The organism is Qipengyuania atrilutea (assembly GCF_013370205.1).
Lineage (GTDB): Bacteria > Pseudomonadota > Alphaproteobacteria > Sphingomonadales > Sphingomonadaceae > Actirhodobacter > Actirhodobacter atriluteus.
In genome coordinates this window covers 1-12,242 of sequence record NZ_JABWGV010000008.1, presented here as the reverse complement: position 1 = coordinate 12,242, position 12,242 = coordinate 1, and the positions used below count along the sequence as shown (strand labels likewise).

At 57.4% G+C, this 12,242-nt stretch carries 10 protein-coding genes; 1 reads left to right on the top strand and 9 read right to left on the bottom strand.

Annotated elements, in window-relative coordinates:
* Nucleotides 1–3: 3 nt before the first annotated feature.
* From HUV48_RS13595 to HUV48_RS13580, 4 genes are all read right to left on the bottom strand, one after another.
* Nucleotides 4–2,505, bottom strand: a complete 2,502-nt coding sequence (locus HUV48_RS13595) for a TonB-dependent receptor (protein WP_176268272.1) — start codon at nucleotides 2,503–2,505, stop codon at nucleotides 4–6.
* Nucleotides 2,506–2,647: 142 nt separating this feature from the next.
* Entirely contained in the window at nucleotides 2,648–3,334 is a 687-nt protein-coding gene (locus tag HUV48_RS13590; protein ID WP_176268271.1) for a TetR/AcrR family transcriptional regulator, read from the bottom strand.
* 77 nt (nucleotides 3,335–3,411) lie between these two features.
* A complete protein-coding gene (locus tag HUV48_RS13585; protein WP_176268270.1) occupies nucleotides 3,412–4,164 on the bottom strand; it encodes an SDR family NAD(P)-dependent oxidoreductase in 753 nt (250 codons plus the stop codon).
* Entirely contained in the window at nucleotides 4,161–5,867 is a 1,707-nt protein-coding gene (locus HUV48_RS13580) for an AMP-binding protein (RefSeq protein ID WP_176268269.1), read from the bottom strand. Before HUV48_RS13580 ends, HUV48_RS13585 begins: the two co-directional genes overlap by 4 nt.
* A gap of 207 nt (nucleotides 5,868–6,074) precedes the next feature.
* Here HUV48_RS13580 and HUV48_RS13575 point away from each other — a divergent pair, with 207 nt between their 5' ends.
* On the top strand, nucleotides 6,075–7,703 hold the full coding sequence (locus tag HUV48_RS13575) for a flavin-containing monooxygenase (protein WP_176268268.1): 1,629 nt from the start codon (nucleotides 6,075–6,077) through the stop codon (nucleotides 7,701–7,703).
* Between the two features lie 45 nt (nucleotides 7,704–7,748).
* Here the strand turns inward: HUV48_RS13575 and HUV48_RS13570 are convergent, their stop codons facing one another.
* From HUV48_RS13570 to HUV48_RS13550, 5 genes are all read right to left on the bottom strand, one after another.
* On the bottom strand, nucleotides 7,749–8,939 hold the full coding sequence (locus tag HUV48_RS13570; RefSeq protein ID WP_176268267.1) for a lipid-transfer protein: 1,191 nt from the start codon (nucleotides 8,937–8,939) through the stop codon (nucleotides 7,749–7,751).
* Nucleotides 8,939–9,355: a Zn-ribbon domain-containing OB-fold protein gene (locus HUV48_RS13565; RefSeq protein WP_176268266.1), complete on the bottom strand. Its 417-nt coding sequence runs from the start codon at nucleotides 9,353–9,355 to the stop codon at nucleotides 8,939–8,941. Before HUV48_RS13565 ends, HUV48_RS13570 begins: the two co-directional genes overlap by 1 nt.
* Entirely contained in the window at nucleotides 9,352–9,885 is a 534-nt protein-coding gene (locus tag HUV48_RS13560; RefSeq protein ID WP_176268265.1) for a MaoC family dehydratase, read from the bottom strand. The genes HUV48_RS13565 and HUV48_RS13560 overlap by 4 nt, the downstream gene beginning before the upstream one ends.
* Nucleotides 9,885–10,355: a MaoC family dehydratase gene (locus tag HUV48_RS13555; RefSeq protein WP_176268264.1), complete on the bottom strand. Its 471-nt coding sequence runs from the start codon at nucleotides 10,353–10,355 to the stop codon at nucleotides 9,885–9,887. Before HUV48_RS13555 ends, HUV48_RS13560 begins: the two co-directional genes overlap by 1 nt.
* Nucleotides 10,356–10,665: 310 nt before the next feature.
* The gene (locus HUV48_RS13550; protein ID WP_225871722.1) at nucleotides 10,666–11,862 is read right to left on the bottom strand and encodes an alpha-hydroxy acid oxidase; all 1,197 of its coding nucleotides are present in this window, start codon (nucleotides 11,860–11,862) and stop codon (nucleotides 10,666–10,668) included.
* Nucleotides 11,863–12,242 lie beyond the last annotated feature (380 nt).

Here is a 12,242-nt window from a genome sequence, read left to right as displayed (position 1 = left end):
CCATTAGAACTGGAAACCGACCTGCAGCATTATCTCACGCCCACGACTGACTACCCCGCGCTGCTCGCCGATCGCACCGGGTACGCCGGCGCCACCGGTTCGATCCGCCGCATACAACAGGTAATATTCGTTGCTCAGATTGCGTCCCACCAGCGCTGCACTCCAGCGTTCATCTTCGGGACCGAAGGAGACACTTGCGTTGAAGCGGAAAAAGTCGTCCTGCCGGCTGGGCGGCGCCAAGGTATCGGCGGCGAAGTAGCTGCCGCTATAAAAGGCGTCGCCGGTCACACCAACCTTGTAGGCGCCAGCGGGGATGTCGAACGCAAAGCCGGCATTCCCAGCCCAATCGGGCGAACGGGCAGGTGCGCGTCCTTCATAATCCTGCTGCAGCGTCAGTGTTGTCGAATTAACGAAGGAGCAGTTCTGGGGCGGCACGGCGGTTGCGGGCGTCGCTCCAACCGGGAAGGTGTAAGCGTAACACTGCCCAACGAAGTTTCTGAAGCGATTGTGAGTATAAGCAATCGCAGCGTGCAGTGAGAGGATGTTGCTTGCTTCATAACGGCCGCTTAGCTCGGCGCCTCTCTGCTCAACCTCACCGGCATTATTGATGGTATAGGCGATCCGGGCGGGATCGTAGGTATTCACCTGCAAGTCCTCGAACGTGTAAGCGAAGGCCGCAGCCGAGAACGACAGCCGACCATCAAGAAGCGTTCCTTTGGCGCCGATCTCGAAACCAGAGGCTTTCTCAGAATCGTAGTCGACATCGCCGATGACCGTCGTTGTCTGGAGCGGATTGGTGAGGCCGAATCCGCCGGACTTGAAGCCGGTCTTGTAAGCGATGAAGAACGTCCGCTCCGGGCTTGGCCGCCAAGTTAGTGAAGCTTCGGGGGAAATATTATCGTCCTCGAAGCTGCCCTTCAGCACGCCGAGTTCGTCAGATCCGGGGAAATTGGCAGAAAGCGTGTTGAACCCGAAGATGCCGTAAAGGTTCTGTTTGGAATAATCCTTTTCTTCATGCGTGAAGCGCGCGCCCCCGGCGAGCTCAAGCGTGGGTGTGATCTCGTAAATGCCTTGAGCGAAAGCCGAGAGCGTCTGGCCCTCCTGCTGGTTTAGATCTTCATACAGCGCAAAACGACCACTTGATGCCTGATAGAAGGTGTCGCGGACTTTCGTGTCGTTTGTATCGAACAGCGACGTATCCTGATAAAAGCCGCCGATCATGAAATCGAACGGCCCGTCGAAGTCGGAAACGAGGCGCAATTCCTGGCTGAAGGCGCGGTTACGCTGCTCGTTGAAAAAGGCGAGTTGCGAATAGGTCGTCTGGTCCAGACCGGAGAGGAACTCGTATTTAATCCAATTGTAGCCGGTGGTCGACGTGATGGTGAGAGTCTCTGAGAGCGAGTACGCCAATTCCGCCGAAGTAACAAAAGCGCGCAACCGGCCGTATGCCTGGCCGTTTTCGCGATCACCGGCCAAGGTACTGGAAATAGCGATGGGCAGATCGCCACTGGTCGTTCGGTTGTCGACAAAGCACTCAGCGAACGGATCGGGGATACCAAGGACACGCGGATTGGGGCCCGTGCACGGGCCGATGTTCTGGGTCGCAACCCCTGGTCCGGCGTCGTTGCCTGTTGCTCCGAATGCCTTGAGCCGTACGGTGAGCCGATCACCGAATTCCCCCTGCAATGTGAGCCGGCCCAAGAATTCTTCTTCACCCGGGCGCGGGTCGAGCGCCCCGGGCAATTGTGCCGCGCCGGCCGGGGCGCCCGTAGCGGGATTGTAGAAGGGATTGGCAATCGGTTGAGCCGTATTCCGGAGCCAGCCATCCAGGTTGCGGTAACGAAAAGCGATACGTCCACCGATAGAGTCAGTGATGGGCCCGGAAACTGCCAGATCAGTCACGATCTCATCACCTACAAACTCGTAACCCGCACGTCCGCTGACTTCGAGCGAGGAGGTCGGATCCTTGGTGCGTACGGAAATCACGCCGGCGGGGCTGTTCTTCCCGAAGAATAGAGCTTGAGGCCCCTTCAGGATCTCGACCTGGTCAACGTCGAAGAAGCCGAGCTGCGCGATGCGCCCGTCGCTAGTCTGAACGCCGTCGATGGCGACAGACACCGCCTGCTCAAAGCCGGCCTGGTTGGCGGGGGAGCTGATTCCGCGAATGGCCAGGGAACCGCCCCCGTTTGACTTGTACGCGCCGACAATGACCGTAGGGGTAAGTTCGGCGATTTTAACGAGGTCCGTCGCGTTCGACCGGGCAATCTCATCATCCGTTACAACCGATACCACCACTGGAACATCGTTTAGGGTTTCTTCCCGCCCGCGGGCGGTAACAATGATTACATTCTGATCCTCGGTTTCAACGGTGGTCGGGATCGGTGGCCGAACTGGATCCGATGGCGCCACTTGGGCAAAGGCGGGGTTACACCAGCCAGCTATGCTGGCTGAAAGCAGCAAGGCAGCTTTGCGACTATGTTGAGCTTTCTGCGCGATCTTAATCATGATCTCTCTCCCAAACCGTTGCCCGCCCGGCATTGCCTGCCTGTGATCGGAATTGTCCAATCAACATCAATGTGGAATTTTTGTCAACAATAGCGTTGAACTTTTTTCGCAGACGAGGATCGATGCCGGCTCAAGTGGCTGTTTAGGGGAGCGTTGCCGAAGAAGAGATGGGGGTAGAGTAGGGCGACTCGAGGCCTGCGAGCGCCATCTCTGAGAAGGTCTGACCAATTTCGCGAGCGCTCTGGCCCTTGCCCGGGCGATGCCAGCGATGCGTCCAATTTACCATGCCCAGTACACCCCTCGCGACGACATCGGCAGACCCGACCTTGCGGAATGTCCCGTCTCTTTGCCCTTCCTCGATGATGTCGATGAAGGCTCGCTCGATGCCGCGGTTCAATTCGCGCATTCTGCTCGACCATTCGCTCCGTGAATCGCTCACCTGTCGCAGGTCCTCGCGAATGTAGATATACAAGAGCGGGTAATTTTCATCATAGGACAGCATCATGGCAGTGATGAGTTCACGCAGCTTGCGGCGGGGGCTGATCGCGCTTCCAGCAATCTCCTGTGCGAGATTATGATTGCGCTCAAGAACGGCGCCAACGATCTCATCGAAAAGGTCCTCCTTGGAGGAGAAATAGTAATAGAGGGTGGCGCGATCGATCTCGAGTTCTTGCGCCACCTTGCTCAGACTCGCGTTGGCGAATCCTTGCCGATTGAACACTGCGATCGCGGCGTCACGGATCTCTTGGCGCCGAGCCTGATAAGACGCGCGGGAAACCTTGTTGGCCGCCGATCTGCGTCGGCCGAGCACTGAGGGCTGCTTAGTCATTACGATTTGTTCTCTCTGGATGTTTTGGGGCAAGCCGCGTGAACCGCGACGGGCAGGTCAACGAAACGAGGGTGATGTCAGCCCCGCGGCGCACCGGCGACGAACAACAATTGCCCGGTGGTATAGGACGATCGGCGATCCGCAAAGAAAGATACTGCCTGCGCGACATCCTCCGGCCTGCCGACCCTGCCGACGCAGGTTTCCCGCTTCATCTGTTCGACCAAGCCCTCAAACTCGAGACCATTCCGGTCTGCCACCGCGCGGGTCATTTCTGTGACGACGAAGCCTGGAGCAACGACATTTGCAGTAATTGCGTGCCTTCCCCCTTCTAGCGCAAGGGTTTTGGTGAGGCCAATTACGCCAGCTTTCGCCGCTGAATAATTTGCTTCGCCGAACGTTCCGAGCGCAGCGGTACTAGACAAATTTACAATTCTTCCACCACCGCCCTTCATCATATAAGGAAAACATGTCCGGCTTGTCAGAAACACTGATTTCAGATTGACATTGATTACTGCATTCCAGTCCTCAAGGCTCATCTTGGTTACAGTGCGATCGCGGAGAATGCCGGCATTGTTGACCAGCACGAAGGGAGGAGCGAGGGTTTCGCTTACCTGGCGAACCGCGCGCTCGACTGCAACCTCATCGGATACGTCGGCGGCTATTGCCAAGGCGCGAGCGCCGTGCGCCTTAACAGCTGCACAGCTTTCTTGGCAAGCATCTTCTGAAAGGTCGAGCACAGCCACGTCATGACCATCTTCTGCCAGTCGCGCTGCAATTGTTGCGCCGATACCCCGGCCGCCGCCGGTGACGATTGCTACTGGTCGGGTCATGTTGTCTCCAAACGTTTCCTAGCGATTTTAGTCAGCTCGAATTTTTGTGGCCGGCCGGACGCGGTTAGGGGAATTTCACCAGCCTCCACGAAGAAAACATGGCGGGGGACCTTGAACCGGGCGAGTTTCTCTCGCGCATGGCCAATCACAGCCTCTTCTCCGATCTTGGATCCTGGCGATCGGATGATGAAGGCGACGCCGACTTCGCCCATGCGCTGATCGGGTAAAGGTGCGACAATGGCCTGCTCCACGTCGGCAAGCTGCGTCAGGACATCCTCGATCTCGCTTGGCAAAACCTGCTCGCCGCCGCATCGATACGATTCCTTTGTCCGGCCAAGAAGAGTGATGTATTTTTCAGTGTCGATTACTCCGAGATCGCCCGTATGCAACCAGCCATCCGATGTGAAAGCTTCGGCAGTCTCGAGAGGTTTGTTGTAATAGCCCTTCGTCACCCCGAGCCCGCGCGCCTGCAATTCGCCTATTTCACCAGGCGGCAGGGTCACACCTGTGGCGGTATCGACTACTCGGTAGTCCACGAGAATCCCTTCAAGAGCAGGATCTGCAGCCGGGCCGACTTCGCGCAGCCGGCCATTTGTAGTCAAAAGCTTCCCCACAGGATCCTGCGGGCGGGTCACCGTGGTCGAAGCCGTTGTTTCGGTCATGCCATAGCCGGTGGTGATCTCAGTTATCCCAAGAAACGTGCGCAGTTGATCCCAAAGATGCGGCGGAGCCTTGCCCCCTGACGCGAGCGCGGCATGGAGAGAGATAAGATCGCGGTCCCCGCTTTGCGCGGCCTCAATCAGCGCGAGCGACATGGCTGGAATAAGGAGGGCGTCGTTGACTTGATGGCGCTCGACCGCGCTCAGAGTGTCATGCGCATCGAAGCGGAGCCTGGGAACCATTGCTCCCCCCACGAAGGGGACAGATAGCATGCCTTCGACATAGCCAAAGACGTGGAAGAGCGGGAGCGCAAAGATGATGCGCCTACCGTCCTCGAACGCGCGGGCGTAGGCACTGCCAAAGGCGCAGCGCATGAGCATATCGTGGGTGAGTTGTACGCCTTTGGGCGGACCGGTTGTTCCGGAGGTGAACAGAATGTCGCAAACCGCATCAGGCGCGACTTGAGGCATAACAATGTCAGCTTCGCCGGAAAGATCGGAGAAAGTTGGCGAGCCTGTCCGGCGCGATCCTTCCCCAGTCTCGAAAACAATGATCTGGCGCAGGAGTGGTAAGGCGTTGCCTCCGGCCTTCTCCTCCCACGCTGGGCAAATTGCATCGAGTATCGCGAGGTGATCAATACCGCGAAAGGTATCCATCGTCACCAGCAACACACTGTCTGATTGGCCGAGCACATATCTCAGCTCATCTGCCTTGAGCATAATGTTGACCGGAACCGCGATGGCTCCAATCCTGGATATCGCGTATTTGAGCGCGACGTATTCCGGATAGTTTGCCATCACGAGCGCGACTTTGTCGCCTTCTCGAATATTCATCTCGAGCAAGCCAGCAGCGATCCTTCGCGATTCCGCGGCGACCTCTCTGTAAGAAAATTTTTGTGCATCGGTTAAAACAAGCGGGCGGTCAGGAAATTCCCGAGCAGCCTCGTCGAGCACTTCATGCAAGGCTCTCGGAATCCAGTCGCGAAAACGCTCTGCCAAAGCTCGCTGCCGCTCCTCGATCGGTTCCGCCAGTTGCTTCGCCATGCCCTCTCCACTTGCTATTCGAATGCCTGAAAATTGGGGCAAAGATGCGTGGCATCCAACCGGCAGTCAATACACATGTGGAAACCGCCACTTCTTGCAAGTCTGCCTGTTGGAAGGAGCGGTTCTGATGGGGGTCACGAGAGACAAGGACATCGCATAGTCAACAGTTATGTTGACAACGCTGGCCTTTTGTGGAGAAGAAGCGGGATGACCAACATCGAAGAATACATCCGACTCGATGCCATAGTAGTCGGAGCGGGATTCGCCGGCCTTCGCGCCCTGTGGAGTCTGCAAAAGCTGGGCTTGAAGACACGTGTGATCGAGGCATCGGACCAGATCGGCGGCGTCTGGAATTTCAACCGTTATCCCGGTGCGCGGTGCGACGTAGAAAGCTTTGACTACTCCTACCGGTTCTCTCCAGAACTCGAGCAGGATTGGCGCTGGTCAGAGCGGTACGCGACCCAACCTGAGATTCTTCGCTACATCAACCACGTGGCTGACCGGTTCGATCTTCGGCAGTATATCGATCTGTCTACGCGCATGGACCAGGCGCGCTATGACGAGGATGCAGGCCAGTGGGTGGTCACCAGCGATGTGGGAAAATGCTACCGTGCGACTTATCTCATCCTCGCAGTTGGTCAGCTTTCCCGCCCCAAGGACACCACCTATCCTGGCCAAGAAACATTTGCTGGCAAAGTCATCTACAGCGCCAATTGGCCGCGCGAGGGAGTGGACCTGGCGGGCAAGCGCATAGCGATCATCGGAACCGGATCTTCCGGGGTACAAATGACCCCGGTGGTGGCGCGCGAGGCGGCGCAGCTGACTGTCTTTCAGCGAACAGCGAACTACTCGATTCCCGCCGCGAATGCTCCGGTAAGCGATGAGGAGGACGCAGCGGTGAAGGCAAATTATCGCCAACGGCGCGAAAACGCTCGCCGCTCTCCCAGCGGCCTCGGCTTTATACCGAACGGCGCATCGGCCCTGGAGGTCAGCGAGGAAGAGCGTGAGCTAGAGTATGAGAAGGCTTGGAACCGGCTCGGCTTCGGTTTCGCGCTGACTTACAAGGACATTCTTCTTGATCTTGCCTCGAATAAGACCGCATCAGATTTTATACGCAAGAAGATCGCCAGCAGGGTCAAAGATCCTCAATTGCGCGAGAAGCTGACGCCGGAGGGTTTTCCTTTCGGCACAAGACGTCCCTCCGTCGATGACGGCTTTTACGAGGCCTTCAACCGGGACAACGTTGCCCTGGTCGATCTGAAAGAAACGCCGATCGAAAAGTTTACACCCACAGGCATCCGCACAAGCGCAGCTGATTTGCCGTTCGACATTGTGATCTATGCGACCGGCTTTGATGCCTTTACGGGCTCGCTCCTTGCGCCGGATATCTCCGGACGAAATGGCTTGACGCTCGCCAAGAAGTGGGAGGCCGGTCCGGTTACCCATCTTGGTATCGGCGTAAAAGCCTTCCCCAACATGTTCATCATTGGCGGTCCGGGAAGCCCTTCATTACTGAGCAACGTACTGCTGTCGACTGAAGAGCAACTCGATTGGCTGACGAGTTTTTTAGAGAAAGCTAGGAAGGACAATGTCCAAGAAATTGAAGCCGATGCGCAGGCGGAACAAGATTGGGTGGAGCACGTCAACGAGCGGGCTGCAGAGACGCTTTATCTCATGACGCCATCCTATTACATCGGAGCGGAAATGCCCGGCAAGCCGCGCGTATTCATGCCTTATTCTGGAGGCGTGCGGTATTATCGCCGTATTCTTGAGAATGTCGCCAAGGAAGGCTATAGCGGCTTCACCCTGCGCAAGGAGCCTGCGGTGGAAGCGTAAAGCGAAGTGACTGCGCTCCCAGCAGCCGAGACAAGAATCGCTAATCTACTTTTGCAGAATTACCGATGCTCCGTTGGCACCGAGACCGAGCACGGCGGACATGGCGATCCGGGCGTTCTCTACCTGATGGCCGTCAGCCTCTCCGCGCAACTGCCACGCCAATTCGCAGATCTGAAGTAGCGCCTGCGCAGTCGTGGCCTCGCCAAAGGAAAGGAAGCCCCCGCTCGGATTGATCGGCAGCTTGCCGTCGATGCCGAACTCGCCGGTTTGGAGCATATAGTCTGCTTCGCCAGCTTCTACGAAGCCAAGCATCTCGGGCCAATGCAGCACCTGCCATACGGAGTTGTCGGCGATTTCGAGAAGGTCGATGTCCTTATGCTCAAGGTCAGCCATTCTCATCGCGCGTTCGGCCGCATTGACGACTTCACTTGTGTGTGACGCCCCGGCGCGTGGGCTAGCTGAAACCGCAGGAATGCGTACGGCGGGATCGCCAAACGAACCAGTAGCGGCGGCACATCCCGCCACCCGCAGGGCACGCTCTCCCATTCTCCGGGCGAACTGCTCCGAACCCAGAACAACAGCGGCCGCCCCATCGCTCACCGCACAGATCTCCAGGAGGTGCAGCGGGTCGGCTACTTCTGGTGATGCGAGCACTTCCTCGACTGTGCACGATTTGCGGTACCGGGCCCGCTTGTTACCGGTAGCATTCGCGTGCATCAGGACCGAAGCCTTGGCGAAGGTTTCGGCCGAAGTTCCGTGGTCGTGCTGACGGCGGCGCGCCTCCATCGCCCAATAGGCGGGATTGGTGGCGCCAAGCGCTTTCCAGCGGACGTAATCATCGTCATTGACCGCGTCCATTCCGCCGGGGGGACGAGCAATGAAACCCTTTGGCATACGCTCGGCTCCGGCCGCGATCACGCAGTCATATTGACCGCTCGCGACGAGAGCGTGGGCTGTCGTGAAAGCAATGCCGCCGGCGGCACAAGCGCCACCAACATTGATGCAGGCGATGCCGGCTTCGGAAGTGTTCTGGAGAATCTCGTTGCCATGAAGACCCCAGCCCATACCGCCCTCGAAACGGGAGCTGGCCGCGACCAGCCCCTCCACATCCCGCCAGGTTAAACCGGCATCATTTAAAGCTTCAGCAATTGCTGAGCGGGCGAGGCTGACCTGATCGAAGTCGGGGAACTTACCCCAAGGATGCGCGCCGGCGCCCAGAACGTAGACCTGCCGCATCAGTGCGCGCCCTCCTGACGAAAAACGTAGCCGCTAATGGTGCCGTCGAGATCGCGAGCCATAACGTCGCGGCCGAGTTCGACCGGCAAACCGATGCGCAGCTCGTCGCGGAGAATATCCAGGCGGGCGAGCACCCGAAGGCCCGGCTGCAATTCCACCGTGCCAATCGCATAGGGCTCCCACTCGTCGACGCCGAACAGCGGCGGCGGCTTATAATTCTGCCAGCTGTAGCTGTAAAGCGAGCCCGTGCGCGGCAGCTCACATCGCCGCAGTTCGCCATCCGTGCAATCGGGATCAGAACATCCCACCGCTTCGGGAAAGTAGTCGCTGCCGCATCCGGTGCAGTGCGAGCCAAGAAGAGCAATGTCGTCACCGTCGTTGACGAAGAGCCCTTCGATCACAGGTCTGTCGGTCATAGCGACATGATGTCCCTCAGTTCGCGAAAGTAGAGCGTTTGATCGGCGACATTTGTTACCTCGACTTCGTGGCGCACGTATCGCCGTCCCCTCTTTTCATATTTGTCGATTGCTCGCGTGCGGATTTCGACCGTGGTCCCGACCGGGATGGGAGCAATGATCTCTGATTCATGGAATGTGTGTATAGACCCGATGGAGAAGGGCTTTGTGTGGTCGAACTGCACGGCGAGCACGAAATGAGAGACGAGAAGCGGCGGCACAATGGCACTCCCGAAAGGCGAACTGCCCTCCGCGCGCCAGCCATTCATGGTCCACCCCTCGTACCAGGGATTGAAATCCTCCACCCCATCGGCATAGAGCACTACCAGTTCCGGCGTAAGCGTAAGTTCGCGGGCCAACTCGTCACCAATTTCGACTGCGTCCCAATAAGGCGTTGAGCCCTGTTCCAATCCGTCGATAAAGGTTCGGGTCTGCGCAATTTGAATGTCGCTCATCGGCTTGAGGGCGTCGGTGGTTAGCTGCTCTGCCATTATTCGGCTCCTTGCTCGCGCGGGACGGTAACATCGAGCGCGCCAACCGTCTTTTTCTCACCTGCTTCGTTCTGGGCCCACAGGTTGACTGTAAAGCGAACGCCGTCAGCATTTTCCTGTTTTGCAGTGATGATACCGTGTGTGGAGATCACTTCATTGGCGATTGTGGCCGCGACATATTTGCAGCTGATTCTGGCGCCGGTGAAGAAGTGCTCGCCGAAATGATTGACGCACATTTCGGCAAGATAGGCTGACGACATCTCTCCGGTTTGAATGGGCGCTTCCAAACCAGTCTTCGCAGCGTACACCGGATCCCAGTGGTTGGGGTTGAAGCGACCCCAAAGCCTGGAACCCATGAGCTGCACTGCCGCCTTTTTTTTCAAGCTCTGCAGCTCGTAGCCCACTGGTGTGTCTGCAGTGACCCGGTCATCGGGCCTAGTACCCGGCGGGTAAGATCGGCTGGTTTCCATTTCAATGGTTCCTCGGAAGTGAGCGCAACTTGCGACTACCGTAGGACGTACATTTGTCAGAATCAACACAAACGTGGAAAAACGCAGGACCTGTCCCTTGTTCGGGCTCTATGCTGCAGCCGAGACATACGAGCGGAGACTCTCATCAACATGGATGTTGAACGATGTCGTTTCGAAAGGCGAGCGGACTGGCGTCTGTAGTGTCCGTATAGAAGGCTTACGCCGCTTCTCTGCAGTGCTCGACCTTATGGCGGCAGTGAGAAAGCCGGATTGCTCACATGGGCTATTTCAGCAAGGCGGAACGATCACGTCACCGCGTACGAAGCATCGAACGATTCAGTTCTTCGACGCTCTTAACGCCCATCAGCCGCATCCCTCGTTCGATCTCGGTTTGCAGAATGGACACAGCTCGCTCTACTCCCGCTTCGCCGGCGGCGGCGAGGGCATAGAGGTACAGCCGGCCTCCACTTGCAGCGTTCGCGCCCATCGCCAAAGCCTTTAAAATATGTGTGCCCCTGCGCACCCCACCATCGCAAATTACCTCGATGCGGTCTCCAACAGCATCGACGATTTCCGCAAGCTGATCGAAGGGTGCGCGGCTGCCGTCAAGCTGGCGGCCCCCATGATTGGAGACCATGATGGCATCGCAGCCGATATCTGCTGCGCGGCGGGCATCGGCGGCAGACATGACACCCTTGAGGCAAAAGGTGCCGCCCCAGTCATTACGTAGCCGTTCGACTTCTTTCCAGTCCATGTTGGGATCCAGCATGGTGTCGAAATAATCCTGGATTGAGATCGCGCTGCGGCTACCTTCAGCAACATGGGTCTCAAGGTTGGGTAAGCTAAAACGTTCGCGAAGCAGAAAGTTCAATCCCCACCGTGGACGGGTGGCGTAGGAGGCAAAGCTTGCTGGGGTGAATTCTGGCGGAGTCTTGAAACGACTCCGCTTGCACCGCTCGCGATTGCCCGAAACGATCGTGTCCACCGTCAGCGCCACTGCGTCGAATTTCGCATCTCGCGCACGTTCGAGCAGCGCAGAATTGAGTCCGCGATCACGGTGGAAGTAATATTGCAGCATCTTGGGCCCAGCGTAATCGGCCCCGATTTCCTCAATGCTGACGCTCGAGAGACTGGAGATGCCGAACCAAAGATTATGCCGTTCGGCTACCTTCGCGACGGCGCGTTCGCCCTGCCAATGAAACAAGCGCTGGAGGGCAGTGGGACTGAGGATGAGAGGGAGTGCGGTTTTGCGCCCCATAATCTCGATGGAGGTGTCGATCTCTTCAACTCCGGCGAGCACATTGGGAACGAGGTCCACGTCAGCAAATGCTGCGGTATTACGTGCTTTTGTCAGTTCGTCATCGGCGGCCCCATCGATGTAATGAAAGACCGGGAACGGCAATTTGCGCCAAGCAAGCTCGCGAAAATCTTCCACATTATGGCAATCTTCAAGCGATCGGATCGAGTACGGGACCAAGTATTTATGCGGCATCTTTAAATTGTCCATGTTTTAGCGTGCACGAATTCGCAGTACGTGACACATTCTTCTATCCCTTTTTCCTATACAGCCGCAATATTAACCTTATCAAATACGGGGTAAATTTGAAGTATTGAAATGGAAGAGCTGGTTTCATTGGGGCAGCACCGCAACGCTCGCCCCCGAGCACTCCTTACCAGCTGGTGTATTTGCTCAGACAAGGGGCGGCACCGCAGCTACAACTCAGCCTTGGAAGCGACGAAGGTAGGCATCCATCAAGAACCTGCCTCCCCCGCATCCGAGTGTGATTGCTAAGAGAGAGATTGCGCTCAGCCCATCGTCGGAATGATGAAGGCATCCTTGTTGTCCGCATCCGCAGTACCGTCCGGCCAGCGCTGCGTGACTTTCTT